The following is a 25,483-nucleotide window of genomic DNA, read 5'->3' on the forward strand; positions in this document are numbered from 1 at the left end:
CGCCAGACCTAGCCGCCAGGGCGTCCGGCGGGCTCGGGCGCACCCGACGGCGTTGCGGGCGCGGTGCTGGGAATCCCTGCGGGTGAGGCCTCGTCCGACAACGCGGACATGGAAGTCCACTCACCCCACGGGATAGCCCAGTCCCAGATATCGCCGTCGGCGTAGGACAGCTGGATCCGCGTTCCGGTGACCTCGACCGGGTCGCCGTAGATGGCGCTGTTGAAGTACTGCTGAGCGTCCGATTCGGACAGGTTGATGCACCCGTTGGTGACATTGGTGTTGCCCTGCGAACCAAGGCTGGCCGGGTTGGCGTGGATGAACTCTCCGTTGTTGGAGATCCGGACGGCGAACCGCTCGCGGACGTTTGCGTATCCAGCCGCGGGATTGGTCATGTAAAAGTCTTCGTACTTCTCGGTGACCACATGGATCCCACTGCGGGTGACGTTGCGGTCCAGGTCGCCTTCGCCGTAGCTGCACGGGAAGTCCATGATCACCGCACCGCCGGCGTCGAGCACCTGGATGCGGTGCGACGATGCCTCGGCGATGACCAGCTGGCGGCGGCCGATCTCGAATGTCAGCGTCGAATCCTGGGCACCGAAGGCGCCGTCACCGAAGGGGATGCCGTAGAGCCTCGCGTCCACGTGCACCTTCGTGCCTGCCGGGTAGTAGTCACGGGTACGCCAGTGCATCCGCGAGCCGCCGACCTCGTCGGGCAGCCATGCCCAGCTGCCTTCGACCGGCGGCTCGGTGGTGACCTTGACCGCCTTCTCGACGGACGCCTTGTCGGTGATCGATGCATCGAATTGGAGAATGATCGGAGCTGCGACGCCGACGACCTGACCATCGGCGAGCTGGAAGCGGCCGCTGACCTGAGTGCTGGGGTCGACGGTGGAGAAGTTGCCTGCGACCGGGGCCGCATTGCCGTCGCGGCCGACCACCGAGCCGGACCAGGTGTACTCAACGCCGTAGCCGAGCGGTTCGGTGACGTTGAAAGCCGTGCGATCGCGGTTGAGCGCACCCGCGACAACCTTGCCTTCTGGATTCGTCAGCGCGACCCGCTGAAACCAGCCGTCGCTCACCTCGACGCCGATGGGCGCCGTCGGAACCACGTCAGCGGTGGAGTCGGCCGGCTGAAAATTCAACGACGGTGCGGGCGGCGCGATCGCCTCGCCCGCGGAGGGTGCAGACCGATTCGAACAGGCGGCCAGAGCGCCCGGCGCGATGACCCCGACCGCAAATGCGGTCAAGGCGCGCCGACGACTTATCGACGGCATCCGATCGGCTGGGCTCACGTGGATCCAGGGTACCTAGAGAGTCACCCCTATCAGAATCGGCTCGGGCGTGAGTTCGATCCCAAATGCGGTTCTGACCCCGTCGCGCACCGCCCTGGCCAGCGCAATCACATCGGCCGTGGTCGCGCCGGCGCGATTGGTCACAGCCAGCGTGTGCTTTGTCGAAAGCCGCGCCGGGGCGCCGTCGCCGGGGTAACCCTTCGGAAAACCGGCGCGCTCCACGAGCCAGCCGGCGGCCAATTTGACCCCGTCGGGCGCCGGGTAATTGGGCACGTCGGCCTCGACACTGCTCTTCAGCTGCTCGAACACTGCTGGCGGTACGACGGGGTTGGTGAAGAACGACCCGACGCTCCAGGTGTCGTGGTCGGCTTCGTCGAGGACCATGCCCTTACGCGCCCGCAGTGCCAGCACCGCTTCGCGCACGCGGGTCGCCTCAACCCGCGAATCCGGCTCTGCGCCAAGTGCATTAGCCAGTTCCCCGTAGCGAACCGGGGCGCTGCGTCCTTCGGGGTTCAATTCGAACTCCACCTCGAGCACCGTCGCCGCCGATGAGTGTTTGAGTGTGCTGGTGCGGTAGCCGAACCGCAGGGCCGACGGTGGGACCCACCGGTCCTTGCCGGTGCGGCGGTCCAGAAGGCGCACCCGCCGGATGGTGTCGGCGACCTCGGCGCCGTACGCGCCGACATTCTGAACCGGTGTCGCACCGGCGGAACCCGGGATGCCCGAAAGGCACTCCAGCCCGCCCAGCCCGTGCGCCAAAGATGTCACAACCACGTCATCCCACGCCGCGCCTGCCTCCGCGCGCACGATGTTGTCCTCGACGGTGATCTCGGTGTTGGCGAGCAGGACCACGGTGAGGTCAGTGAGGTCGTCGGCCAGCACGACGTTCGATCCGCCCGCCAGTACCAGTGCATCACTGTCGGGACCGAGCGCGCGCGTCACGTCGACAACCTTCTGCGTGGTGTCGCAGGTGATCAGGCGCCGCGCGACGGGCCCGACGCGCAAAGTCGTCAGCGGTGCCAGCGGCACCGCTTCGGAGACGGACGCGCCGCCGATGAGCGAACTGACCACGGGCGGTAACGGTAGCCTGGCCAGCTATGCCGCGTTCATTCGACATGGCCACCGAATACGAGGGCACAGTCGAACAGGTCCACCGCGCATTCCGCGAGGAGCGGTACTGGATGGCCCGGTTGACGGAGTCCGGTGCGGACGCCTACTCGCTGGACAAGCTGGTCCTCGGCGACGACGGTGGGATCGACATCGTGACGACCCAGAAGATTCTCGCGAGCCGGCTGCCCGGCGTAGTTCAGCAGTTCCACCGGGGCGACCTGGCAATGATTCGCGAAGAAGTGTGGTCGCCGATCCGCGACGGTCAGGCGTCGGCGACCATCAAACTGACCATCCACGGGGCACCCGCAAATCTCAGCGGCAGCGCAACGCTCGTCCCCGAGAAACCGGGCACCGGTTCACGGCTGGACTTCCAAGCCACCGTGGAGGTCAACATTCCGCTCGTCGGCGGCAAGATCGAGAACTTCATCGGCAGCCAACTCGTCGACCTGTTGATCCAGGAGCAGCGCTTCACCACGGTGTGGATCGCCGAGAACTCCTAGGTCTCATCACCCTGCCCTGCGGCGTGGTGCGGGGTGTCGGGCCCCAACCGGCCTAAAATTGCATTCATGGCTGCTCCCATTGGACAGCTCACGCGAGGCACCACCGGCTACAACCGACTGCGACGCAGCGACCGCTGGCTGGTGTATTCGCGACGGGTGCGCGCCGCACTGTTGTCCGCCGCCGATCCGTTGGTGGTCGACCTGGGCTACGGCGCGCTCCCGGTGACAACCCTCGAGCTGGCCGAGCGCCTGCGGATGGTGCGCGGCGACGTTCGGGTAATCGGTCTTGAAATCCATCCCGAGCGGGTCAAGGCGGCACGCGAGGCGACCGGCCACACCGTCGAATTCGCGCTGGGCGGATTCGAACTGGCCGGGCGGCAGCCGGTTTTGGTGCGAGCGTTCAACGTGCTGCGCCAATACCCGGTCCATGCGGTGGCCGAAGCGTGGTCGACCATGCAAGACCAGTTGGCTCCCGGTGGCCTCATCGTCGACGGAACGTGCGACGAGCTCGGCAGGCGCTGTTGCTGGGTGCTGCTCGACGCGGACGGTCCGCTGAGCCTCACGCTGGCCTGCGACCCGTTCGCCATCGAGCGCCCCTCCGATCTCGCCGAGCGGCTGCCCAAGGTACTGATCCATCACAACGTCGACGGCCAGCCGATCCACACGTTGCTGACGGCGGCCGACCGAGCGTGGGCCAGTGTGGCGGGACACGGCGTCTTCGGCCCGCGGATCCGATGGCGGGCAATGCTGGAACTCCTGCGCGATAGCGGTTTCCCCGTCGAGCCACCGCGGCGACGGATGCGTGACGGCGTTCTCACCGTGCCGTGGTCTGATGTCGCTCCCATTCCGCACTGACCGGCCCGCACCCGAACGTCCTAGGCTGGTCGTCATGCGCGTGGCCCTGGCACAGATCCGCAGCGGTACCGACCCCGCGGCCAACCTCGACCTGGTCGAGGACTACACACGACGCGCTGCCGACGCTGGGGCGCGGCTGGTGCTGTTCCCCGAGGCGACGATGTGCCGGCTCGGCGTGCCGTTGGCTTCGATCGCCGAGCCGCTGGACGGGCCTTGGGCGGCGGGAGTACGACAAATCGCCGAGCGCGCAGGCATCGTGGTCGTCGCGGGCATGTTCGTCCCTGCCGGTTCGCACGCGGGACGGGCGCGGGTGACCAACACCCTGATTGCGACGGGTCCCGGAGTCGATGCGCACTACGACAAGATCCACCTCTATGACGCCTTCGGGTTCACCGAGTCGAACACCGTGGCGCCGGGTAGCGAGCCCGTGGTGATCACCGTCGACGGCGGCTCGGCACCCGTGAACGTCGGCCTCACACTGTGTTACGACGTCCGCTTTCCCGAGCTATACGTCGAATTGGCGCGCCGCGGAGCACAACTCATCACCGTCCACGCGTCATGGGGCACCGGGCCCGGCAAGCTCGAGCAGTGGACACTGCTGGCCCGGGCCCGCGCCATCGACACCACCGGCTTCATCGCCGCGGTCGATCAGGCCTATCCGGGCGACGAAATCGCCGCACTCGGCCCCACCGGGGTGGGCGGCAGCGTCGTCGCGTCGCCGCTGGGCGAAGTCGTCGCATCGGCAGGTGACGATCCAGCTCTGCTCGTCACCGATATCGACCTCGAAGCAGCCCGGAAGGCGCGCGAAACCATCGCGGTCATGAACAACCGCACAGATCAGCCATGGCGTAAGGCAGAATCGCGGAGATGACAGACCCCTGGGACCGCCGGAACCAGCCGCAAGGCCCGCCGCCGCAGTATCCGCAGGGGCCGCCGCAGTATCCGCAGGGTCCTCCACAACGGCCACCGCAGGGGCCGGCGCCGGGCTACGCCGCGCCTCCTCCACCCCCGGGTACTCCGCCGCAGCAAGCGTCGGCTCCGCAACAGGAAGAGACGACGCCGCCTAAGAAGCGGACGGGATTTCTTCGCGATCCGCTGTCGATCGTCCTCACAATCGTCATTGTCGTGGCGGTGGTCGCATCCGCGCTGATCGGCATCGAGTTGTACGCACGCAGCGAGGGCGAGACCAAAGTTGCCGCCGCCGTCGAATGTCTCGTAGAGGACACGGCCGACGTGTCATTCGGCTTCACGCCGCCGTTTCTGATGCAGCACATGTCCGGCCACTACACGAACATCCACATCGAAACCGCGGGCAATCAGATCCGGGATATGAGCGGCATGAAAGCCGATGTGACCGTCAAGGACGTGCGGTTGGAGGACACCGCTGACTCCGGTGGCTCGATCGGGTCGCTCGTCGCGAAGATCGACTGGACGGCCGCTGGGATGACTCAGTCCATCCAGAACGCCATTCCGCTCGTCGGCTCGTTAATTTCCGGCGTGACGACCAACCCGTCCGACGGCACGGTCGAGTTGGAGGCAGCGCTCGGCAACATCGTGACCAAGCCTGCGATCAAAAACGGCGCCCTCACGCTAGAGGTGACGGAGTTGACCGGACTCGGCTTCACCTTGCCGCGTGAGACGATCCAGCCTGCGCTCGACACCCTCACCTCCCAGCTGACAAACGAGTTGCCGATGAACATCAAGGCCGACTCGGTGGACGTTACCGACACCGGCGTGCAGGCCCAGTTCTCGACCCAGAACGCGACGATCCCCAAGAGCGAGGACGACTCCTGCTTCTCCAGTATCTGAGGTCAGTCTGTCGAATCGCCCCATCGAAAGCTGTTGACGTACTTGCCCATATCCATGGCCAGCTGAAGATTGACACCAGACGGATGGCCCGTCCCGAAGTCCCGGGTGAATTCGTGGTACGGCCCGACCGCGGCGGCAACCAACGCATAGTCGTTCCTGATCGCGACCATGACGACGATCCGTAGATGGGTGAACGTGCTACCCGCGTCCTGCGGATACTCGTCGGCCACCATGCCGAAGCCGGGCTCGTATCCGACCATCGCATTGGGGATCTCGTAATCCATGGTCGCGTTCGGATACTTCAGGCCCATCAGCTCGTGTGCGATCTGCTTCGGCGTGCGACCCTCGGCGGGCATTCCGAACAGCGCCATGGTTCCGGTGTCGCCGCCGGTGAATTTCAAATCGACACCGTCGGTGGCGAGTGTGGCCTCATACGCCGATCCCGGGCCGGGATACTGGACCGAGAACGCGCCGTCCGGCGAGACGAAGCGCGGATTGGATTCGATCGGTTCGGCGACCGGCGGGCGTCCACAATCCGGCGGGCACACATACTTGGGTTCGACGGGGGTAGCCAGCACCGCGGCCGTAACCCCAGCCGCGGCAACGACAGCCACGCCGATACCCATTGTTGCCAGTAGGCGAGTGTTGGATGTCTCGTGTACCGCGACCGTCTCGCTGTCCGGTGCCACTCGTCGTCCGGTTCGCGACGACCGTGACGCCGCATGGGCGGCGACACCGCAATTGGGACAGAACGGCATATGGGGTACAACGGTGTCGCAGTTCGGACACAGCACCCGACCACTCGGGTCGTCCGGCTCCTGCTGTTCGTTCACCAAGGCGGTCTGCACACCGACCCTCAGTGCGATCAGCGCGAACGCGGCGATCAGGAAGTACAGCCCGAACTGCAGGCCCAGCGGGATCTGGTTGAGGTCCATCAAAGCGATCGCGGCGTACAGCCCGAGTGTCACAACCACACTGGCTGCGATTACCCGTCGACGGCCGTACCACAGCGCCACACCGACCAATCCGCCAAGCGCTGCCGATGCCAATGGCACGGCGACAACCTGAATTCCCGCCTGGAGGACAAAATTGTTCATCGGCCGGGCGCCGGCCGTTATCCCCGTTTCCAAAAGGGGAGCCAACCGGGTCAGAGACCACGCCGCGGTGAACATGGTCGCACCCAGCGCGCCGATCACGAAGCCGTCCAACGATTCCCGAGTGCCTGGTCGTACCAGCCGAATCACCACCGCCGGGATCAGCATGAGTGCAGCAAAACCGACAGGGACGGCCAGCATGGACAACGTGTCGAATACGGTCAGCTGATAGCCGGCGTTGACGAATGCCACGGCGGCAGGATCGGCGAGCAGTGCGCCGGTCACGTACGCCCATGCGACGCCGAGGGCGATCCCCATGGCGGCCGTCAGTACCAGGACAATGTTCGGCAGGTCGTCATCGATATCCGACTCGTGCAGATAGAGCATGAAGAGGATCGGAGGACCGAGCGCACCGACCGTGATCAACGGTGCCTGCCATCCGAGCAGGGCGAAGGCGGTCAGTGCGGCCAACAGCAGTCCCAGTCCCAGCCGGAACGGTCGAAGCGCACTCTTCGGCAAGTGCGGGAACAGCGACGTCGCCACCGATGGCAGCAGGGTGTGCTCACTCGGTGTCGCAGCGTACGTCCGGATCCTTCGGCGCCGCCTACCCTGCTGCGCCGCACCACAGTGCCCGCAGAACGCCGCCTCGGGTACGTCGGCGGCGCACGCCCGGCAGACCATGGTGGACGTGCCACCGAGGCTGGTCACCGCCGCGAAATCCCTTGCTGGAGTTCGAGAAAGTTCTGGGCGAGGTTGTATACGTTCGGGGTGCCCAGGCCGGACACCAGGTCATAGCCGGGCCCCGCGTAGTCGACCGCGTTGCCACCGCGGACGATATCCCGGAATCCGGGACGACTCGCACCCGCGGCGACGCGATACAGCATCGCGTTCGCGTTCCCGAGCGGACGTCCGCCATTGGCGACGAGGTACTGATTCATCAGCACGGTCAGCGCGGCCCAGATCGGCGCCGCCTGCGAGGTACCACCGCCGAGTACTTCGGTCTGCTGGTAGATGAGCCTCACCCCGGTGTACGGATCCGAGACGGCGGAGACATCAGGCGAAAGACGGCGATGCTCGGTGTCCCGTTCGGCGCTCAGACGGTCCTGCCATGGCGGACGATCGAACAATGTCGACACTCCGCCGCTAGTACCTTGCGACAACGGTGAGTCCACCCACGCGTATTCGCCCACCCACTGTCCCCGGGGGCTCGTCGACAGGGTGGTGCCACCGACCGTTGTCATCGCCGGTATCGACGAAATCGCGTCCAGGCCAATGTCATCCGGTCCGGGTGGCGCTGACCAGTCCTCGCCGCTCTTGCACTCGAGGCCCGCGGTGTCTCCGCTCGCGTCGAACGCCGACGTGCCACGTTTTTGTGCGGCGGCCAAGGCAGCCTGCACGGGCGCCAGATCTGCCGCGGTGAAAAGCTTCTCGCAACCCCACCCGATCGATAGGCTCCACACCGCTCCGGGGAACCGGCGATCGACATCTTCGAACATCCTGCCGATCTTCTCCAGTGCCCCGTCGCCCTGCACAGTCGGCCGGGCGTTGACGACGACAAGGCGCGCGTCCGGCGCAATCGCGTGTGCCACTTGGAGATCCATCGCCGTTTCGCCGTGCTGCTCCTCAGGCTTCCCGTCGATGATCTCCGGGGTGAAGCGCGGCAGGCCGGAGGTGTCGGCGAAGAGATCCAGGTCCGCCTGGTCGACGCTGTCGAAGGCGAAGATCACGATCGTCGAGCCCTTGCCGGTGAAGCCCAGTTCGGCCAGCGGGTTGGCGTTGTAGGCCTGCAACAAACCATCGGGGGTCAATCCGCCCCAGCGCACATCGAGCGGCAGCAATCCAGGACTCGCCATGCCGTGCGGCGTATAGCCGTTGATGCGGCCCACCCCAGACACGACCCCGCGCAGCGGTGACGGTATCGACGGCTGCTGCGTGGACGCGTAGAACACCTGGCCCTTGCGGCCCCGGTAATCGTGTATCGGTACGTCGAACGCCCGCGCCACATCCTCGGCGGCGCCCTCGACGATCGCCCAGCCATCGTCGGGCCGTCCGCGTATCCACAGGCCCGAATCGCCGGCCCACTGGGTCAGCGTCTCGGCCCGCGCCGGGTCCGCGAGCGTAACGGTCAGTTGCGCATCGTCGGCATGTGAGGGCCCCAGATCGCTGGAACTCGCCAACAGCGACGCGTAGGGACCCACGATCACATTGGGAGTTTGTCGAGCACAGCCGGCACCGACGCCGGCAATGATGAGCAGCGCCACCGCCGCGAGCGCCGAAAGCCCCCGCCATTGCGGCGGTGGCGGCAACCGTCTAGGTCCAATTTGGCAATCGTTTCGGCGTGGTATGCCGTGCATCATAGCCAATCAGCAAACGATTCTAAATTGCGTCATTCACTCGCGAGAAGCCCCGAAGCCGTCGAGCACCGATCGGGTTCCAGACAGTCCCAACCGGGTCGCACCGGCATCGAGCATGGACACCGCGTCGGTGGTCGTGCGGATGCCGCCGCTGGCCTTGACCTCGACACGAGGGCCGACCGTCGCGCACATCAGCGCTACGGCCCGCACCGAGGCACCGCCTGCTGGATGAAACCCTGTGGAGGTCTTAACGAAGTCCGTCCCGCCATCCTCGGCGGCCCGGCATGCGGAGACGAGCGCCTGCTCCCCCACGATGCTGAGCAACGCCGCCGACTCCACGATCACCTTCAGGACGATCTTCTGGCCGATGGCCGCCCGGACCGCGGCGACGTCCGCTGCCACGGCGGTGAAGTCACCGGACACTGCGGCTCCAACGTCGATCACCATGTCGATCTCGGCGGCTCCCGCCGCCACTGCGAGGCGCGCCTCTTCGGCCTTGATGTCCGAAAGGTGCTTACCGGAAGGGAATCCCACGACTGCGGCTATGGGCAGCTGTGCCGCGCCCGATCGATTCGCGACGGCGACCATGGACGGGGACACGCAGACCGCGTACGCCCCGAGCTCGGTGGCTTCCTCGACGAGGCGCGCGATATCGCCTTCGGTGGCTTCGGGTTTGAGCAGGGTGTGGTCGACGAGCGCGGCCACCTCCTCGCGGCCGTAGTTCCCCACTAAAACGGTTCCTCGGTGCCGCCCGGGTTACAGCGCGTCGCCACCAATGTGTCGTCGTCGACCTCAGGCCGCCACGGCTCCAGATTCCAGCTGGTCTTGCCTGGGTGGCCGAGTTCGGCCAGCTGCCAGTGGCAGATGAACTGGGCGTACATTCCGGGCATGTCGGCATCCGGTGAGAGCGCCAGCACCTCTTGCCATGCGGCCACCTCGGTGTTCACCGTCGCGACCAGCGACGCGTCCCGGCCCGCAGCCGTCGGATACACCCGCAGACTCGACAGGTCTCCCCATTTGGCCCATTCGACGTGGTCGACGTAGGGCGGCGCGGGTACTGGCTCGGCGCTGGCGGCCGGAGCGAAAGCGAGCGGCGCGAGAGCGCCGGCTACTGCCGCGATGAAACGCAGATTGCCCATTGCCGGTTAACGGGACTTTCCCTGGATCTCCAGAATCTTCGGCCGCACGTCCACCAGATAGATACCCGTCGCGACCGCGGCGATCGCGATGGCGAAAACGGAAACCCCGGCAAGGCTGGTGAGCAGGGCAAAGGCGCCCGCACCGCCGATGATCAATAACCAGACCGGCTTGGTCAGCTTGCCCGCGGCGGTATACGCATCGGGCCGCTGCATGGCGGCGTGCACAAACGCATAGAGCGTCGCGGCCAGCACTACCAGGGCCAAAAGTAAGAGGACGTAACCCGCCAAGTTTTGGAGCTGCACGCTCCAAGCGTATGCGGGCTACGTCCCCTGGTCGACTCTGAGTCGCCCAGCCGGGCGACGGCGGGCCGAAATGCTACTTCTGCGTGACCTTCTTGGCCGGCGCCTTCTTGGCCGGAGCCTTCTTGGCCGGAGCCTTCTTGGCGGGAGCCTTCGCGGGCACCTTCTTGGCGGCGCTCTTGGCAGGAGCCGCGGCCTGCTGGGCCTTCTTCGGCAGCTCGACGCCGACCAGCTTGGCGGCGCGCTCGCCGACCGCGCGGGTCTGGGTGGCGACGTTGCCCAGTGCTTCCTGGGTCAGCTCGACGGCCTGGTCCGAATAGCGCTCGACGCGACCGGCGGCGTCTTCGAGGGCCGGCTGGCTGCGCAGCCGCTCGAGAGCAGCCTCGCCACGCTCGACCAGCTTGTTATAGGAGGTCTGCGCGGCCTCGGCGTAGGTCTCGGCGAACTTGCGCAGCTCGTCGGAGCTCAGCTTCTCGCGGAGGTCACCGAACTGAGTCGGCAGCTCCTCCTGCAGCTTCGTCACGCGGGCGCGGGTCTCTTCCACGCGGGTCTCGGCATCGCTACGCGCATCGTCGGCGCGCTCACGCAGAGCCGCAACGATCTCGTTGACGCGCTCGAGAGCCAGATCAGCGGCGCCGACTGCGGCAAGCAGCGGGGCCTTCAGGTCGTCAGCGGTCGGCTGGTTCTTGGCAGCGGTCTTCTTTGCCATGTCGGTGTTCCTCTCACTTCTGTTGTGTTGCTTCGGTATTGAGATTTGGTTTGGACTAACTCGGAGTTCGAAATGTTCTATTCAGTAGTCGGCTCCTCGTCGGTCTTGACGCCTGCGGCTTCGAGCTGCAGGTCCTCGTTCTGCTGGCCCTCGTTCTGCTGAACGAACGACGTGTAGATCTCGAGCAGCACCTGCTTCTGCCGCTCGGTGATCGCCGAGTCGGTGATGATGACGTCGCGGACTTCGTTGTTCTCGCTTGGTTCCAGAATTCCGGCCCTTATGTAGAGAACTTCCGCAGACACTCGCAGCGCCTTGGCGATCTGGTTCAGCACGTCGGCGGAGGGTTTCCGCAATCCCCGCTCGATCTGACTGAGATAGGGATTGCTGACACCGGCCTTTTCGGCCAGCTGCCGCACCGATACCTGGGCGGCCTCGCGTTGCGTGCGAATGAAGGTGCCGATGTCCTGTGCAGCGTTGGACACCACAGCGGCAATTTTTTCATCCTGCGGCATGCGTGACCCCCTCATACATTTGGGTAACCGATATCGACACGGCCTACGGTACGACGGGGTGCTAACTTTTGCAAGCACCAGTTAGCGCAGGTCAGAACAGTAGCTGGGCTATCGAATAGATGGCGAGGCCCGCCAGCGCACCCACCACGGTGCCGTTGATGCGAATGAACTGCAGGTCACGCCCCACGTGCAATTCGATGCGGCGACTGGCCTCGTCGGCGTCCCACCGCTCGATCGTCTCGGTGATGATCGCTGTGATCTCCGCCCCATATTGAGCGACGAGATGTTGAGCCGCCCGAATGATCCAGTTGTCGACCTTGTCTCGCAGGTCGACGTCGTCGCGCAACGACTCGCCGATGTGTACGACGGAGTCCGCGATCCGCGTCCGCAAGGCCGACGACGGGTCGTCGACCGACTCCAGGAAGATCCGCTTGGCCGTGGTCCAGGCGGTCTCGGCGGCCTTGGCGACCTCGTCGCGGGCCATGATCTGTTCCTTGACGTTCTCGGCGCGCTGGATCGTGGCATCGTCGTGCTGCAGGTCGTCGGCGAACTCGAACAGGAACCGGGTCGCCGACCGTCGCAATTCGTGGTCGGGGTTGCGCCGCACCTTGTCGGTGAAGTCCATCAGCTCGCGGTGGATCCGGTCACCCACGAGGTGGTCGACCCACCGGGGCGACCAGGTGGGTGAGTCGCGCTCGACGACCCGCTCGATGATCTCGCCGCCGTTGAGCGACCATTGGAACGCGCGGTCCGCCAGCAGTTGAATGAGCGCTTCCTGACGCCCCTCGGCAAGCAGCGACGCGAGCACCCGCCCGATCGGCGGTCCCCACTTCGGCTCGGCGATGCGCTTGACGATCATCCGGTCCAGCACGTGCTGCACATCCTCGTCGCGCAGCATCTCTACCAAAACCCGCAACGCCGTTGATGTTTCGGCCGCGACCCGCTCGGCGTGTGCCGCGTCGGACAGCCACTTACCGAGCCGGCCCGCGACCTCTGCATCGCGCAGTTTGGTCTCGACGACCTCCGGTGACATGAAGTTCTCGCGCACGAACGCGCCGAGGCCCTCGCCGAGTTGGTCCTTCTTGCGCTTGATGATCGCGGTGTGCGGGATCGGGATGCCGAGTGGGTGCTTGAACAGCGCGGTGACCGCGAACCAATCGGCCAGCGCGCCGATCATGCCCGCTTCTGCCGCGGCGCGGACGTACCCGACCCAGGGGGCTGCTCCGTGGGACTGGGCCCAGGTGCACACCAGGAAAATGACCGTGGCGCCGAGCAGAAACGACAGCGCGACGACCTTCATGCGCCGCAGCCCGCGCCTACGCTCCGCGTCGGCCGCACTGTCGGCGCCCGCCAGTGACTCGGCAAAACTCCGCGGTGCCGGATTGGCGCCCACATCGCGCCGGCGTGGAGCGGTCGGCGGCTCCGTCATGGCGGGTGTGCTGACGTTCGGTCTGTGTGCCACACCCCCATCATCCGCCACGCGCGGAGTGCCGGGTCCAGCCAACAGCACTCGAATACAAGATCGCCCGTACTATCAAGGGGAACTAGGGGACGGAATACGGCGATCGTGGCACAACCAACCTCGTCCGTCGCGCTGAAGACCGATGGACGCAAGAGGCGCTGGCACCAGCACAAGGTGGAGCGCCGCAATGAGCTGGTGGACGGCACGCTGGAAGCGATCCGGCGCCGCGGCAGCAACGTCAGCATGGACGAGATCGCGGCCGAGATCGGTGTGTCCAAGACCGTGCTGTACCGCTACTTCGTCGACAAGAACGACCTGACGACCGCGGTGATGATGCGGTTCGCGCAGACCACCCTGATCCCGAATATGGCCGCGGCGCTGTCGTCGAATCTGGACGGCTACGAGTTGACACGCGAGATCATCCGCGTCTACGTCGAGACGGTGGCCTCCGAGCCGGAGCCCTACATGTTCGTGATGGCGAACAACTCGGCATCCAAGAGCAAGGCCGTCGCGAACTCAGAGCAGATCATCGCCCGCATGCTCGGCGTGATGCTGCGCCGCCGCATGGCCGAGGTGGGTATGGAAACCGGCGGCGCGGCGGCCTGGGCGTTCCACACCGTCGGCGGCGTGCAGTTGGCCACTCACTCGTGGATGTCGGACCCCCGCATGACCTCCGACGAGCTGATCGACTACTTGACGATGCTGTCCTGGAGCGCGCTGTGCGGCATCGTCGAGGTCGGCGGGTCACTTGAGAAATTCCGGCAAGCCCCGCATCCTTCGCCGGTTTTGCCGCGGCGCCTGCTTGACTGAGCGGATGAGCGAGACCGACCTCCCGTCTTTGTGGACTCACGAGCCGCATACCCATCTCGAGTTCCGTCACGGCGACAAGGTCGCCGACATCGACACCAGCGCGACCCCGGGCTTCAAGGGCAAGAAGGCCGATGCGCCCCAGTTGCAGGCCGAGCGCAACGTGCGGTTCGCCGCCCTGCAGGAGATGCTGTACGCCAACAGCCGCTCCGGCGACACCCGAGCCATACTGTTGGTGCTGCAGGGGATGGATACCGCGGGAAAGGGTGGCATCGTCAAACACGTTGTCGGAGCGGGAAATCCGCAGGGAATCCGATACACGAGCTTCGGCAAGCCGACCGCCGAAGAGCTGGCGCATCACTATCTATGGCGCATCCGTAATGCGCTGCCCACCGCGGGCCACATCGGGGTCTTCGACCGCAGCCATTACGAGGACGTGTTGATCGTCCGGGTGCACAACCTGGTGGCGCCCGATGTGTGGGGGGCGCGCTACGACGAGATCAACGCCTTCGAGAAGGCGCTCGTCGACGGGGGTATGACGCTGATCAAGGCGGCGATGTTCGTCTCACTCGACGAGCAGAAGGCCCGACTCGGCGAGCGGCTGGAGCGTCCCGACAAGTACTGGAAGTACAACCCGGCCGACGTCGACGAACGCCTGAAGTGGCCGCTGTATCAGGAGGCATACCAGGCGCTGCTGGACAAGACGTCGACCGACTACGCGCCATGGCATGTGATCCCGTGCGACCGCAAGTGGTACAGCCGCCTGGCCATCACCGAACTGCTGATCGAGGCTCTTGAGCAGATGGACTTGTCTTGGCCCCCTGCTGATTTCGATGTCGACATGGAGAAGCAGCGGCTAGCACAGGCCTAGCTAGCTTCCCGTCTCGCCGAGCGCACGGTCGACAACTGAGCGCGACTCAGTACGTGTAGAAGCCCCGACCTGACTTCTTACCCAGCTGTCCCGCCTCGACCATCCGCAAGAGCAGCGGCGGCGGAGCGTAATTCGCGTCCTTGTACTCGTCGTACATCGAGTCGGCGATGAGCTTCATGGTGTCGAGCCCGATCAGATCCGACAGCCGCAGCGGTCCCATCGGATGCGACAGCCCGGCCACCACAGCCGTATCGATGTCCTCAACGCTTGCGACGCCCGCCTCTGCCATCCGGATCGCCGCCAACAGATACGGCACCAACAGCGCGTTGACGATGAAGCCCGAGCGATCCCCGCAGCGCACCACTTTCTTGCCAAGCACTTCGCTCGCGAACCGCTCGGTGCGCGCCGCAGCTTCAGGCGAGGTGACCAGCGTGCTGACGAGTTCGACGAGCGGCAGCACCGGCACCGGGTTGAAGAAGTGCAGTCCCAGCACGCGGCTCGGATTCTGCGTCGCCGCAGCGATTTTCATGATCGGGATGCTCGACGTGTTCGACGCCAGCACCGCGTCGGGATCGGTGATCACCTTGTCGAGATCGGCGAAGATCTTGCCCTTGACGGTTTCGTCCTCGACGACGGCCTCGATGACCAGCTGGCGATCGGCCAGGTCGGCCAGGTCGGTGGTGAACTTCAGCCGCCCGAGCGCCGCATCGCGATCGTCTTCGCTCAGCTTGCCTTTGGCCGCCGCACGCTCCAGCGACCGGGTGAGCCGCGTGTGGCCCGCGGTCACCAATTCGTCAGTCGGCTCGTAGACGGTCACATCCGCGCCGGCCTTGGCCGATACCTCAGCGATACCCGAACCCATCTGCCCGGCGCCGATCACGCCGACCCGCTCAATGTTCATTGGTGCTCACGTTCTCCTCGTAACTGCGTCAGGCCCCGCCCAACGGTTGTGGGCGGGGCCTGCGCTGTCAAGCCGACTGCTTTTGGCGCGGCTTAGATCTAGTGGCTCCGGCTAATTGGTTCCACTTCGCAAGCTCAGTGGCTCCGGCTAATCGGTTCCACTTCGCAAGCTCAGTGGAACTGACCCTCTTCGGTCGAGCCCGCGAGCGCGGTGGTCGAGCTTGTCGGGTCAACCGTCGTGGCGATCCGGTCGAAGTAACCGGCGCCGACCTCACGCTGGTGCTTGGTGGCCGTGTAACCGCGCTCCTCGGCGTCGAACTCGCGCTCCTGCAGCTCGACGTACGCGCTCATCTGGTTGCGGGCGTAGCCGTAGGCCAGATCGAACATCGAATAGTTCAGGGCGTGGAAGCCGGCCAGGGTGATGAACTGGAACTTGAAGCCCATCGCGCCCAGCTCCTTCTGGAACTTCGCGATGGTCGCGTCGTCCAGGTGCTTGCGCCAGTTGAACGACGGCGAGCAGTTGTAGGCCAGCATCTGGTCGGGGAACTCGCTCTTGACTCCCTCGGCGAACTTCGCCGCGAGCTCGAGGTCCGGGGTACCGGTCTCCATCCAGATCAGGTCGGAGTACGGCGCGTACGCCTTGGCCCGGGCGATGCAGGGCTCGAGGCCATTCTTCACCCGATAGAAGCCTTCCTTGGTCCGCTCACCGGTGATGAACGGCTGATCGCGCTCGTCGACGTCGGAGGTGATCAGCGTGGCTGCCTCGGCGTCGGTGCGGGCGATGACGACAGTCGGGACGTCGGCCACGTCGGCCGCCAGTCGAGCCGAGGTCAGGGTGCGGATGTGCTGCTGGGTGGGGATGAGCACCTTGCCACCGAGGTGCCCGCACTTCTTCTCCGAGGCCAGCTGATCCTCCCAGTGCGACCCCGCGACACCTGCGGCGATCATCGCCTTCTGAAGCTCGTAGACGTTGAGCGCGCCACCGAAGCCGGCCTCACCGTCGGCGACGATCGGAGCCAGCCAGTTCTCGATCGAGGTGTCGCCCTCGACCTTGGCGATCTCGTCGGCACGCATCAGCGCGTTGTTGATGCGGCGAACCACCTGTGGCACCGAGTTGGCCGGGTACAGGCTCTGGTCGGGGTAGGTGTGGCCGGACAGGTTCGCGTCACCGGCGACCTGCCAACCCGACAGGTAGATGGCCTTCAGGCCGGCGCGGACCTGCTGGACCGCCATGTTGCCGGTCAGCGCGCCAAGCGCGTTGACGAACTCCAGGTCGTGCAGCTGGCTCCACAGCACCTCGGCGCCGCGGCGGGCCAGCGTGGCCTCCTCGACGACCGAACCCTGCAGGGCCACGACGTCGGCCGGGGTGTAGGTGCGCTCGATGCCCTTCCACCGCGGGTTGGTGTCCCAGTCCTGCTGGATTTCTTCCGGTGACTTCGGTGTACCGACGGTCGACATGTGGCTGCTCCTTCGAATCGCTGTGCATAGCCGGCAGTGCTCGGCTTGCTAATGCTCAATCAAACTTGGCTGTTGCGCTATTACGAGGATGCATCACGACATATGTGCAGGTCCACTCGTTTTGATTGCCAATTTTCGCCAACCCGTCTCGGCAAATTGCGAAGGTTGCGAAGGCAGCTATTACCTGAAACGGTTCAGTAGCTACCCGCCAGTAGGCGATTTGCGCACGTCAGTACGGCCGTACTGTTAGGCGAAGGGAATCAGAGCGCGAAGATGGATGCGATGGCCTTGGTCTCGTCGCCAACCGCATATGTGAGCGTTGTAACAGTGCGATCCGCCAATTCGGGACCGAACTTGTCCGTCGTACCGGGCCGGTGGACATGGGTGATGATCTCGAGCTTGTCGCCGAGAGCCACCGGAGCGTCGTGCTCGATGGTCACCCGCAACGGTGCAGTCAGAAGCTCGGGCACCTTGACGAGGTAGTCCTCGATCACCGACCAGTACACCGAGTTGTTCATGTGGTCGAAAATGTCGATGTCGCTGACACGGAGCGGATAGTCGCGTATCTCGTCGGCGTCCTCGCGGTTGCCCGCCTTCAAGTAGGCCTTCCAGCGCAACCTGTCGATATCGGTGGTGCGCCGCAAACCCTCGAGAAAGTCATCGGAGATGCGCGCCGGGCCCTGCGTCTCCTGGTTGATGTTGATCCAGAACGCCTCCGATTCGATGAGGCCGCCCTTGCGGCCGTCGACGCGGACGCGCATTTCGCACCACCGGTTGGAGGTCCCCGAGCACCAGCGGCGCAGCCGCAGCATGTCCTTGAACTCGATCGGCCTGATCAGGTCGACCATCGTGCGGCGGACGATCCACAGTGGATGAGTTTCCTCATAGCCCATTTCGCGCAGTTGGTCGGAGCCGATGTCCTGGATGTGCCGGGTGGCGGCGTCGAACTTGAGCCTGCCCGCCCGATCGACGTCAGCGACCCGCAGCGGCCATTCGACGTCGAACACATCGGGGTGCGGATCGGGCACAGGCATCATCACCTTCGCCAGACCAATGCTGCCTCCCATGACGCACGATCCTGCCATAGCGCGCGATCTGCCAAGAATGCGAAGGTGTTCTTCGCAACTGTGCTAGTCCGTCGGTACCCTCGTTGATGTGGCAAAAACGTTCGTCGGTTCGCGCGTCCGACAACTACGCAGCGAACGGGGCTTCAGCCAGTCTGCGCTCGCCCAGACGCTGGGAATCTCACCGAGCTACCTGAACCAGATCGAGCACGACGTGCGGCCGTTGACGGTGGCGGTGCTGCTGCGCATCACCGAGGTGTTCGGTGTGGACGCGACGTTCTTCGCCTCCGAGGACGACACCCGGCTGGTGGCCGAACTTCGCGAGGTGACCTTGGATCGCGACGTGGCGCTCGACGTGGACCTCGCCGAAGTCGCCGACATGGTCAGCTCGCATCCCGCGCTCGCACACGCGATGGTCAATCTGCACCGGCGCTACCGGTTGACCACAGCGCAGTTGGCGGCGGCCACCGAGGACAGGCACTCCGACAGCAGTGGCAGCGGTGCGATCACGATGCCCCACGAGGAGGTGCGCGACTACTTCTATCAGCGCCAGAACTATCTTCACGAGCTCGACACCGCCGCCGAGGACCTCACGATCCGGATGCGGATGCACCGCGCGGAGCTCACCCGAGAGCTGGCCGACCGGCTGACCAGGGTGCACGGTGTGCACATCAAGCAGCGAATCGACTTGGGCGGCACGGTGTTGCACCGCTACGACCCGGCCTCCAGGACGCTGGAGATCAGTGGTCACCTGTCGTCGGGACAGACGGTCTTCAAGATGGCCGCAGAGCTGGCCTACCTGGAGTTCGGCGAGCTGATCGACAAGCTGGTGGACGAGGGCAACTTCACCAGCGAGGAGTCCACTGTGCTGGCGCGACTCGGCCTGGCGAACTACTTCGCAGCCGCGACGGTGCTGCCATACCGCCAATTTCACGATGTCGCGGAGAAGTTCCGCTATGACGTCGAACGTCTCTCGGCGTTCTATGCAGTCTCCTTCGAGACGATCGCACACCGGCTGTCGACTCTGCAGCGTCCCTCCATGCGGGGTGTTCCGCTGTCGTTCGTCCGAGTGGACCGCGCAGGAAACATGTCAAAGCGTCAGTCCGCCACAGGCTTTCACTTCTCGTCCAGCGGTGGCACCTGCCCGCTGTGGAACGTTTACGAAACGTTCGCGAGCCCCGGCAAGATCGGAGTTCAGGTCGCGCAGATGCCCGATGGGCGCAACTACATGTGGGTGGCCCGCACGGTCGAGCGCCGCGCCCACCGATATGGCCAGCCTGGTAAGACGTTCGCGATCGGCCTTGGCTGCGAGCTGCGGCATGCGCACCGGCTGGTCTATTCGGAGGGGCTGGATCTGTCGGGCGACAATTCGACGCCGATCGGTGCGGGCTGTCGCGTCTGCGAGCGCGACAACTGCCCGCAGCGGGCGTTCCCGGCACTCGGCCGGGCGTTGGACATCGACGAGCACCGCAGCACGGTGTCGCCCTATCTGGTCAAACGGTCCTAGTAACCTGGCTAAGGTGAGCGCCATCGAGCCCGCGCGCATTGCGCCCGGCGGATTCAAGGAACTCGGACCGATCAATTGGGCCATCGCCAAGCTCGGCGCCAGGGCGATTCGCGCACCGAGGTTCAGCCTCGTCAATGTGCTTGGCCAGCACCGGCTTCTGTTCCTGGCCTGGTCGCCGTATAGCGCAATGCTGTTGGGAGCGCTGTCCAAGCTGCCGGTGAAGGACGCCGAGACCGTCATCCTGCGGGTCGGCCACCTCCGCAATTGCGAATACGAACTGCAGCAGCACCGTCGGCTGGCCCGCAGCCGCGGTATCGGCCCCGAGGTGCAGGCCAAGATCTTCGAGGGTCCCGACGCCGACGGTCTGACCGACCGTCAGCGCGCACTCATCACCGCCACCGACGAGTTCGTCGTCACCCGCGGCGTCTCGGCGGAAACGTGGGCCGTGCTGGCCAGACACCTCACCAAGCAACAGCTCATCGAGTTCTGCATGCTGGCCGCCCAGTACGACGGGCTGGCGGCCACCATCACGACGCTGAACGTACCGCTGGACTTTCCGGACTAAGCGCCACGCCTTATCCCGCAGGTGATTCCGTGAAGATCTGCAAAAGGCGGTTCGCCAGCGAATCGGACGACAGGCCGTGCTTTCCGAGTAGATCGTCATTGGGCGCCGACTCGGACCAGACATCCTCGACAGCGATGTGCTTGAAGTTGCGCATCAACGAGTAACGGTTGAGGACCTCGGCTACCAGGCCGCCAAGACCACCATATTTGTTGTGGTCTTCGACCACCACCAGTGGGCCTCCAGAGCCGATGCCGTCCACCAGCGACTGTTCATCGAGCGGTTTGATGGTCGGCACATGCACGACGGCGCAATCGATTCCACGTCCCGCGAGCTGCTCGGCCGCACCGAAAACACGTGCCGATTGCGCTCCTGTGGAGACGAGCGTGAGATCCCGGCCCGCGCGGACCCGCCGCACTGCACCGACTCGGAAAGCATCAGACGCCGGAAAATCGACCGGCACGTCGTCGCGGGCGATGCGTAGGTAGACCGGCCCGTGGTGTCGCGACGCCCACCTGACGGCCTGCGCGCACTCATCCGCATCGGCGGGCGCGAGCACGGTCATGTCGGGCATGGAACGCATGATGGCGAGATCGGCGACGTCGTGGTGAGTCTTGCCGGTGAGTCCGGTCAAGAGGCCGGTATAGGCGGCGGCGATCTTGATGTTGGCCTGGGTCTGGGCGGCGAGCATGCGGATTGGGTCGAGCGCGCGGTGGGTGAAGAACACGCCGAACGAGGACAGCCAGGGGATGAAACCGCCGTCGGCAAGGCCGACCGCCACCCCGATCATGTTCTGCTCCGCGATACCGAGCTGCACGAACCGCTCGGGATGTGCACGAGCGAACATATCCGCCTTGGTGGAGTTCGCAAGGTCGCCGTCGAGCATCAGGATCCGGTCGTCGGACTCGGCGACCTCGACGACCGCGCGCCCCCACGCCTCACGCATCGCCGTCACGTCGCCACTCCCTCGGGGGCCGCGATCTCGATGCCGAGTTCCGCTGCCGCAAGTGTCAACTCGTCCTCGGTGGCCAGCCCGGTGTGCCAGTTGATCGTGTTCTCCGCAAAGGAGACTCCTTTACCCTTCGTCGTGTTGGCGAGAATCACCGTTGGCATGTCAGCCGGCCCCCGCGTCGCTTCGCCAAAGATGGCCAACACCGCTGCCATGTCGTGCCCGTCCACGCTCAACACCCGCCAGCCGAAGCCGGCGAAGACCTCTGCCAGATCCACACCGCGCCACGGATCCCGCCGGTCTCCGCGGTCCCCGTCGTCGCGATCCCAACCAAACTGCTGGAGACCGTTGTGATCGACGATCGCCACCAGGTTGCCCAGCCTGTAGCGCGGCGCCGTGTGAACGGCCTCCCACACCATCCCCTCCTGCAGTTCGCCGTCGCCGAGGAGCACCCATGTCGTTCTTCCTTCGCCGCGGCGATGGGCAGCCATGGCCATTCCGACACCGACCGACAAACCTTGTCCGAGCGACCCGGTCGACATGTCGAGGCCAGGCAGCAGTCGCATATCGGGGTGCCCCTGTAGCCGGGATTCGATCTTGTCGAAGGTCGACAACTCCGCCTCGGGGAAGTACCCGCGCATGGCGAGGACCGCATATAACCCCATGGCGGAATGGCCCTTGGACAGGATGAACCGGTCCCGGGCCGGATTGGACGGGTTGTTCGGATCGATGCGCAGCGTATGGAAATACAACCCCACCAGCAGGTCCATTGCCGAGAGTGGGCCTCCGACGTGACCGGCCCCGGCCCGAGCAACGGTGCTGATCACCAGCCACCTGCCCCGGCGAGCGATCGCCTCCAGCTCTCGGACCTGGTCGGCGTGGTCCGCTCGCGTCATAGCCGCCTCCGTCGAGTCCAAGGATCAGGTGGCGGTCATGTTACTACTAGTTGGAAACTATGTCCGCTGGGTGGCGGAACGAATCTGAAAACGCGCTGTACATACGCCGAAAATGAGGGCCCGTCAGTCGCCGCCGACGAGATCGCGCAGCGACGCCAGCGGATCCTCAACCAATCGCCCGGCACGCGTATCCATCAGCCCAAGAACCATGTCGAGGTGAGCGGCCTCTCCAGCATCTGCACCGTAAATCCGCTGATTGCATCTGAAACTCTTTCCAGAACCGAATTGGTAAGTGGCCGTAGCGCGCACAGCTTCGCCGAAACAAAGAGGCTTGACGAACGAGATATCCATCGAGAGCACGACCACGACTCGGCCTGCGGCGACGAGCACCGCCGGACCGGCCCCCAGGTCGGCGAATGCGTTCACCCGGGCGGCTTCCGCATAGCGCAGGTAGGCGAGGTGGTGCACCTGGCCGTTGATGTCCAGGTCACTGAACTGCACTTCGCAGGCTCGCTCGTACGGCCGATCGAACATCCGCCCTCCTTCCACAGCACCTACCTGGTAGGACGCCCCAACCCTACTGCGCTTATCGCCGGCGTGTTACTGTTTAATGGACAGTATGTCCACTGGACAGTAATTTGCCTCCCCCTCGTGGTATCAGAAGGAAGCAGGATGGTCGCCACTCCACTCTCCGACGATGAAATCGCGCGCCTGGAGGACCGGGCGCAATTCATCAGGCTCGAGGTTGTACGCCTCGTCGACATCGCCAAGACCGGCCATTACACGTCGGCCTTCTCCTGCGCCGAGATCTTTGCGGCGCTCTATTACGACGTGATGCGCCTGCGGCACGGCCAGCCCGACTGGACCGATCGCGACCGACTGCTCCTCGGCAAGGGCCACGCCGCCGTCGGCCAGTACCCGATTCTCGCGGACTGGGGGTTTCTCGACGCCGACACTCTGGACGGCTACACCCGACTGGGCAATCCGCTTGGCGACCATCCCGATATGACTCGCGTGCCGGGTGTCGACTTCTCGTCGGGATCCCTCGGCCACAACCTGTCGGTCGGACTTGGCATCGCGCTCGGCGGCCGCCTCAACGGTCAGGACTTCCACACCTATGTGGTGCTCGGTGACGGCGAGCTCGAGGAGGGCCAGAACTGGGAGGCGGCGATGCTGGCGGCGCATCTCGGCGTCGACCGGCTCGTGGCGATAGTCGACCGCAACCAATACTCGCTCGACGGTCTCGTCGACGATATGAACGCCGTCGAGCCACTGGCCGACAAATGGCAGGCGTTCGGTTGGAATGTGCGGGCTGTCGACGGACATGACGTCGGAGCGCTGGCCTCGGTCCTGCGCGAGGTACGCGACCAACCGAACGGCACCCCGACGGTGATACTCGCGGCGACGGTGAAGGGCAAGGGCGTCAGGTTCATGGAAGAGAATTTCGGATGGCATCTGGGCTGGCTCGACAGGGAGGACCAAGCGGACGTGGTGGCAGAGCTGAAGGGGAGCCGATGACCGGATTCACCGCCGACCACGCCATCGGTAGTCGCGGAAACTCTTGGCAAATCATGGATCTGCTCGACCAGGCGCCCGGTTTCGCCGCGCTCTCCCAGGCGCTGATCGAACTGACCGATGAGGGTGTTCCCATCGTCGTCGGAACCGCCGATCTCAAGTACTCCAACGGCTTGGTCCGCTATCAGGAGCGTCATCCAGACCGATTCATCCAGTTCGGTATCTCCGAACAGAACATGGTGTCGGCGGCGGCAGGCATCGCCACCACCGGCAACCAGCCGTGGGTGGCGACCTTCGCGAGTTTCCTGGCGCTACTGTGTGCCGAACAGATTCGGACCGACACTGCGTATACCCAGCTGCCGGTCCGCATGGTCGGCCACCATGCAGGTATCACGTTGGGCTTCTACGGCACGTCGCATCACGCCACCGAGGACCTGGCGATTATGCGCAGCATCGCGAACCTCACCGTCCTCGCGCCCGCCGATCCTGTTCAGCTGCATGCCCTGGTGAAGCTGACCCGCGACATTGCCGGACCGGTGTACCTGCGGATCGGCCGCGGCCGGGATCAGCAGATCTACGACCCTGCCGACCTCGCCGGGTTGCGCATCGGACAGGCAGTCCGGCATGGCCAGGATGCGGCGGTGACGGTCGTGGCGACCGGGTCGATGGTGCACCCGGCGATCGAAGCCCGTGCGGCACTTGCCGACGAGGGCATGGACGTCTGCGTTCTCGACATGCATACGATCAAGCCGCTCGACCGGGCGGCGATCGAGCGCGCCGCAGCGGTCTCCGAGCTCATCGTGACGGTGGAAGAGCACAACGTACTGGGTGGCCTTGGTGGTGCGGTCGCCGAGGTGATGGCCGAAAGCGGTTCGCGTGCCAGGCTTTTACGGCATGGCTTCCACGACGAGTACAGCCTGATCGGCCCTCCCTCGCACCTGTACCGCCACTACGACCTCGACGCCCACGGCATCGCCCATGTCGTCCGCCGTGCGTCGGTTCAGCCCGCCCGGTCGGGTGCATAGCCCATGCTCGCAGAAATTTCCGCCGCGCCGGCGCGCACGAGATTCTTCAAATGCGTCTTCGACTGGCCGAGCAGGTCGCCCCGCAGCCCGCTGACCGATAGGGCCGCGATGACCTCACCTCGGAAGTCGAACACTGGCGCGCCGATGGCGGCGATGCCGACGGTGACGTCGCCGTCGCTCACCGTGACCCCGTCGGCCCTTTCCCGGCCAAGCACGTCGAAGAGCCGTTGACGGGTCGCGGGGGTCGACGGCGTCAAGCGCACCAGGGGGCCCGCCGAGACATACTTTTGCCACTCCTCCTGAGGGGCGAAGGCCAGCAGCGCCCGAGGAGCCGCACCCGCGTGCAGCGGCTGCGAGCCGCCAAGTTGCAGCGCGAGGGAGGCGACCCGCTCGCCCTCGATGCGCTCAACGCATACCGCGAGGTCACCGCGCCGCACCAGGAGGTAGACCGTCAGTCCCGTTTCGTCGCGGATCCGGTTCATCACCGGCAGCGCGCGTTCACGCTCGTCGAGGCCGGCCATCATGGCGGCGCCGAGTCGCAGAGCGTGTATCCCGAGGCGGTAGGTGCCGCGCGAGCCTGCCGACTCGACGAACTCCAATTTCTCGAGGCTGCCGAGCAACCGATACAGCGAGCTCCGCGGCTCGCCAGTCTTTTCGGACAGCTGTGCGATCGTCAGCTTGCGCTCCTGGCCGAGCAGGTCGAGTACCTCGACCGCCTTCTCCACCAGTCGCAACCCCACTGGTTGAGCCACTGCTTGCCCCCTGCTCTCGAAACCTTTTGGCATGAACCCTG

Annotated in this window: 27 protein-coding genes; 10 read left to right on the top strand and 17 right to left on the bottom strand. The window is 65.2% G+C overall.

Annotation, left to right across the window (positions count from 1 at the left end; genetic code table 11):
• Positions 1–8: 8 nt before the first annotated feature.
• Together CSQ99_RS06205 and CSQ99_RS06210 are read right to left on the bottom strand one after the other, a co-directional pair.
• Complete coding sequence (locus CSQ99_RS06205) at positions 9–1,292, bottom strand: L,D-transpeptidase (protein WP_099038177.1); 1,284 nt, start codon at positions 1,290–1,292, stop codon at positions 9–11.
• Positions 1,293–1,307: 15 nt separating this feature from the next.
• Positions 1,308–2,363 carry a UDP-N-acetylmuramate dehydrogenase gene (locus CSQ99_RS06210; protein WP_099038178.1) on the bottom strand — a complete coding sequence of 352 codons (1,056 nt, stop codon included), beginning with the start codon at positions 2,361–2,363 and terminating at the stop codon, positions 1,308–1,310.
• A gap of 26 nt (positions 2,364–2,389) precedes the next feature.
• Between CSQ99_RS06210 and CSQ99_RS06215 the strand changes: the two genes are divergently transcribed.
• The 4 genes from CSQ99_RS06215 (at position 2,390) to CSQ99_RS06230 (ending at position 5,566) form a co-directional block, all read left to right on the top strand.
• Positions 2,390–2,902, top strand: a complete 513-nt coding sequence (locus CSQ99_RS06215; RefSeq protein ID WP_099038179.1) for a DUF2505 domain-containing protein — start codon at positions 2,390–2,392, stop codon at positions 2,900–2,902.
• A gap of 66 nt (positions 2,903–2,968) precedes the next feature.
• The gene (locus tag CSQ99_RS06220) at positions 2,969–3,757 is read left to right on the top strand and encodes a class I SAM-dependent methyltransferase (protein WP_176560896.1); all 789 of its coding nucleotides are present in this window, start codon (positions 2,969–2,971) and stop codon (positions 3,755–3,757) included.
• Positions 3,758–3,791: 34 nt separating this feature from the next.
• A complete protein-coding gene (locus CSQ99_RS06225) occupies positions 3,792–4,628 on the top strand; it encodes a carbon-nitrogen hydrolase family protein (RefSeq protein WP_099038180.1) in 837 nt (278 codons plus the stop codon).
• Positions 4,625–5,566, top strand: a complete 942-nt coding sequence (locus CSQ99_RS06230; RefSeq protein WP_099038181.1) for an LmeA family phospholipid-binding protein — start codon at positions 4,625–4,627, stop codon at positions 5,564–5,566. The genes CSQ99_RS06225 and CSQ99_RS06230 overlap by 4 nt, the downstream gene beginning before the upstream one ends.
• 2 nt (positions 5,567–5,568) lie before the next feature.
• On the opposite strand, the gene CSQ99_RS06235 is transcribed toward CSQ99_RS06230, so the two are convergent.
• From CSQ99_RS06235 to CSQ99_RS06270, 8 genes are all read right to left on the bottom strand, one after another.
• Positions 5,569–7,368 (bottom strand): zinc ribbon domain-containing protein, encoded by a 1,800-nt coding sequence (locus tag CSQ99_RS06235; RefSeq protein ID WP_245908743.1) that lies wholly within the window; start codon positions 7,366–7,368, stop codon positions 5,569–5,571.
• Complete coding sequence (locus CSQ99_RS06240) at positions 7,365–9,014, bottom strand: S53 family peptidase (protein ID WP_099038304.1); 1,650 nt, start codon at positions 9,012–9,014, stop codon at positions 7,365–7,367. Before CSQ99_RS06240 ends, CSQ99_RS06235 begins: the two co-directional genes overlap by 4 nt.
• Before the next feature lie 36 nt (positions 9,015–9,050).
• The gene (gene deoC, locus CSQ99_RS06245) at positions 9,051–9,743 is read right to left on the bottom strand and encodes a deoxyribose-phosphate aldolase (protein ID WP_099038182.1); all 693 of its coding nucleotides are present in this window, start codon (positions 9,741–9,743) and stop codon (positions 9,051–9,053) included.
• The gene (locus CSQ99_RS06250; RefSeq protein ID WP_176560897.1) at positions 9,743–10,153 is read right to left on the bottom strand and encodes a DUF2599 domain-containing protein; all 411 of its coding nucleotides are present in this window, start codon (positions 10,151–10,153) and stop codon (positions 9,743–9,745) included. Before CSQ99_RS06250 ends, deoC begins: the two co-directional genes overlap by 1 nt.
• 6 nt (positions 10,154–10,159) lie before the next feature.
• Positions 10,160–10,456 (bottom strand): DUF2516 family protein, encoded by a 297-nt coding sequence (locus CSQ99_RS06255; RefSeq protein WP_099038183.1) that lies wholly within the window; start codon positions 10,454–10,456, stop codon positions 10,160–10,162.
• A 73-nt stretch (positions 10,457–10,529) separates the two neighbouring features.
• The gene (locus tag CSQ99_RS31820; protein ID WP_099038184.1) at positions 10,530–11,162 is read right to left on the bottom strand and encodes a heparin-binding hemagglutinin; all 633 of its coding nucleotides are present in this window, start codon (positions 11,160–11,162) and stop codon (positions 10,530–10,532) included.
• A 77-nt stretch (positions 11,163–11,239) separates the two neighbouring features.
• The gene (locus tag CSQ99_RS06265; protein WP_099038185.1) at positions 11,240–11,674 is read right to left on the bottom strand and encodes a helix-turn-helix domain-containing protein; all 435 of its coding nucleotides are present in this window, start codon (positions 11,672–11,674) and stop codon (positions 11,240–11,242) included.
• Between the two features lie 91 nt (positions 11,675–11,765).
• Positions 11,766–13,103, bottom strand: coding sequence for a DUF445 domain-containing protein (locus CSQ99_RS06270; protein ID WP_099038186.1), 1,338 nt, complete (start codon positions 13,101–13,103; stop codon positions 11,766–11,768).
• A 138-nt stretch (positions 13,104–13,241) separates the two neighbouring features.
• Here CSQ99_RS06270 and CSQ99_RS06275 point away from each other — a divergent pair, with 138 nt between their 5' ends.
• Both CSQ99_RS06275 and CSQ99_RS06280 read left to right on the top strand, forming a co-directional pair.
• A complete protein-coding gene (locus CSQ99_RS06275) occupies positions 13,242–13,946 on the top strand; it encodes a TetR/AcrR family transcriptional regulator (RefSeq protein ID WP_099038187.1) in 705 nt (234 codons plus the stop codon).
• A 4-nt stretch (positions 13,947–13,950) separates the two neighbouring features.
• Positions 13,951–14,814, top strand: coding sequence for a polyphosphate kinase 2 family protein (locus CSQ99_RS06280; protein WP_099038188.1), 864 nt, complete (start codon positions 13,951–13,953; stop codon positions 14,812–14,814).
• A gap of 46 nt (positions 14,815–14,860) precedes the next feature.
• Here CSQ99_RS06280 and CSQ99_RS06285 read toward each other — a convergent pair whose 3' ends face one another.
• From CSQ99_RS06285 to CSQ99_RS06295, 3 genes are all read right to left on the bottom strand, one after another.
• On the bottom strand, positions 14,861–15,715 hold the full coding sequence (locus CSQ99_RS06285) for a 3-hydroxybutyryl-CoA dehydrogenase (RefSeq protein ID WP_099038189.1): 855 nt from the start codon (positions 15,713–15,715) through the stop codon (positions 14,861–14,863).
• Positions 15,716–15,885: 170 nt separating this feature from the next.
• The gene (aceA, locus tag CSQ99_RS06290) at positions 15,886–17,172 is read right to left on the bottom strand and encodes an isocitrate lyase (protein WP_006244614.1); all 1,287 of its coding nucleotides are present in this window, start codon (positions 17,170–17,172) and stop codon (positions 15,886–15,888) included.
• A gap of 260 nt (positions 17,173–17,432) precedes the next feature.
• A complete protein-coding gene (locus tag CSQ99_RS06295) occupies positions 17,433–18,239 on the bottom strand; it encodes an acyl-ACP thioesterase domain-containing protein (protein WP_425437785.1) in 807 nt (268 codons plus the stop codon).
• A gap of 88 nt (positions 18,240–18,327) precedes the next feature.
• On the opposite strand from CSQ99_RS06295, the gene ramB reads away from it, so the two are divergent.
• Positions 18,328–19,743: an acetate metabolism transcriptional regulator RamB gene (gene ramB / locus CSQ99_RS06300; RefSeq protein ID WP_099038191.1), complete on the top strand. Its 1,416-nt coding sequence runs from the start codon at positions 18,328–18,330 to the stop codon at positions 19,741–19,743.
• A 13-nt stretch (positions 19,744–19,756) separates the two neighbouring features.
• The gene (locus CSQ99_RS06305; protein ID WP_099038192.1) at positions 19,757–20,308 is read left to right on the top strand and encodes a carboxymuconolactone decarboxylase family protein; all 552 of its coding nucleotides are present in this window, start codon (positions 19,757–19,759) and stop codon (positions 20,306–20,308) included.
• Between the two features lie 10 nt (positions 20,309–20,318).
• Here the strand turns inward: CSQ99_RS06305 and CSQ99_RS06310 are convergent, their stop codons facing one another.
• The 3 genes from CSQ99_RS06310 to CSQ99_RS06320 all read right to left on the bottom strand — a co-directional run bounded on the left by CSQ99_RS06310 (position 20,319) and on the right by CSQ99_RS06320 (position 22,684).
• Positions 20,319–21,251, bottom strand: coding sequence for a transketolase family protein (locus tag CSQ99_RS06310; RefSeq protein ID WP_176560908.1), 933 nt, complete (start codon positions 21,249–21,251; stop codon positions 20,319–20,321).
• Positions 21,252–21,256: 5 nt separating this feature from the next.
• On the bottom strand, positions 21,257–22,150 hold the full coding sequence (locus CSQ99_RS06315; protein ID WP_099038194.1) for a transketolase: 894 nt from the start codon (positions 22,148–22,150) through the stop codon (positions 21,257–21,259).
• A 123-nt stretch (positions 22,151–22,273) separates the two neighbouring features.
• Positions 22,274–22,684 carry an acyl-CoA thioesterase gene (locus CSQ99_RS06320; protein ID WP_099038195.1) on the bottom strand — a complete coding sequence of 137 codons (411 nt, stop codon included), beginning with the start codon at positions 22,682–22,684 and terminating at the stop codon, positions 22,274–22,276.
• 138 nt (positions 22,685–22,822) lie between these two features.
• Between CSQ99_RS06320 and CSQ99_RS06325 the strand changes: the two genes are divergently transcribed.
• Together CSQ99_RS06325 and CSQ99_RS06330 are read left to right on the top strand one after the other, a co-directional pair.
• Positions 22,823–23,668 carry a transketolase gene (locus CSQ99_RS06325; RefSeq protein WP_099038196.1) on the top strand — a complete coding sequence of 282 codons (846 nt, stop codon included), beginning with the start codon at positions 22,823–22,825 and terminating at the stop codon, positions 23,666–23,668.
• On the top strand, positions 23,665–24,690 hold the full coding sequence (locus CSQ99_RS06330) for a transketolase family protein (RefSeq protein ID WP_099038197.1): 1,026 nt from the start codon (positions 23,665–23,667) through the stop codon (positions 24,688–24,690). The genes CSQ99_RS06325 and CSQ99_RS06330 overlap by 4 nt, the downstream gene beginning before the upstream one ends.
• Here the strand turns inward: CSQ99_RS06330 and CSQ99_RS06335 are convergent.
• Positions 24,666–25,442 (bottom strand): IclR family transcriptional regulator, encoded by a 777-nt coding sequence (locus CSQ99_RS06335; protein ID WP_176560898.1) that lies wholly within the window; start codon positions 25,440–25,442, stop codon positions 24,666–24,668. The two genes, CSQ99_RS06330 and CSQ99_RS06335, sit on opposite strands and share 25 nt — an antisense overlap.
• Positions 25,443–25,483 lie beyond the last annotated feature (41 nt).

It is taken from the genome of Mycobacterium neglectum, from assembly GCF_002591975.1.
GTDB lineage: Bacteria > Actinomycetota > Actinomycetes > Mycobacteriales > Mycobacteriaceae > Mycobacterium > Mycobacterium neglectum.

Bases quoted from the DNA above. Each gene is read 5' to 3' on its own strand.
- CSQ99_RS06285 (WP_099038189.1), bottom strand. From the start codon at position 15,715: ATGAACATTGAGCGGGTCGGCGTGATCGGCGCCGGGCAGATGGGTTCG.
- CSQ99_RS06225 (WP_099038180.1), top strand. From the start codon at position 3,792: ATGCGCGTGGCCCTGGCACAGATCCGCAGCGGTACCGACCCCGCGGCC.
- CSQ99_RS06310 (WP_176560908.1), bottom strand. From the start codon at position 21,251: ATGCGTGAGGCGTGGGGGCGCGCGGTCGTCGAGGTCGCCGAGTCCGAC.
- CSQ99_RS06280 (WP_099038188.1), top strand. From the start codon at position 13,951: ATGAGCGAGACCGACCTCCCGTCTTTGTGGACTCACGAGCCGCATACC.
- CSQ99_RS06240 (WP_099038304.1), bottom strand. From the start codon at position 9,014: ATGCACGGCATACCACGCCGAAACGATTGCCAAATTGGACCTAGACGG.
- CSQ99_RS06320 (WP_099038195.1), bottom strand. From the start codon at position 22,684: ATGTTCGATCGGCCGTACGAGCGAGCCTGCGAAGTGCAGTTCAGTGAC.
- CSQ99_RS06325 (WP_099038196.1), top strand. From the start codon at position 22,823: ATGGTCGCCACTCCACTCTCCGACGATGAAATCGCGCGCCTGGAGGAC.
- CSQ99_RS06265 (WP_099038185.1), bottom strand. From the start codon at position 11,674: ATGCCGCAGGATGAAAAAATTGCCGCTGTGGTGTCCAACGCTGCACAG.
- CSQ99_RS06250 (WP_176560897.1), bottom strand. From the start codon at position 10,153: ATGGGCAATCTGCGTTTCATCGCGGCAGTAGCCGGCGCTCTCGCGCCG.
- CSQ99_RS06215 (WP_099038179.1), top strand. From the start codon at position 2,390: ATGCCGCGTTCATTCGACATGGCCACCGAATACGAGGGCACAGTCGAA.
- CSQ99_RS06295 (WP_425437785.1), bottom strand. From the start codon at position 18,239: ATGGGAGGCAGCATTGGTCTGGCGAAGGTGATGATGCCTGTGCCCGAT.
- CSQ99_RS06315 (WP_099038194.1), bottom strand. From the start codon at position 22,150: ATGACGCGAGCGGACCACGCCGACCAGGTCCGAGAGCTGGAGGCGATC.
- CSQ99_RS06330 (WP_099038197.1), top strand. From the start codon at position 23,665: ATGACCGGATTCACCGCCGACCACGCCATCGGTAGTCGCGGAAACTCT.
- CSQ99_RS06230 (WP_099038181.1), top strand. From the start codon at position 4,625: ATGACAGACCCCTGGGACCGCCGGAACCAGCCGCAAGGCCCGCCGCCG.
- aceA (WP_006244614.1), bottom strand. From the start codon at position 17,172: ATGTCGACCGTCGGTACACCGAAGTCACCGGAAGAAATCCAGCAGGAC.
- CSQ99_RS06220 (WP_176560896.1), top strand. From the start codon at position 2,969: ATGGCTGCTCCCATTGGACAGCTCACGCGAGGCACCACCGGCTACAAC.
- CSQ99_RS31820 (WP_099038184.1), bottom strand. From the start codon at position 11,162: ATGGCAAAGAAGACCGCTGCCAAGAACCAGCCGACCGCTGACGACCTG.
- CSQ99_RS06270 (WP_099038186.1), bottom strand. From the start codon at position 13,103: ATGACGGAGCCGCCGACCGCTCCACGCCGGCGCGATGTGGGCGCCAAT.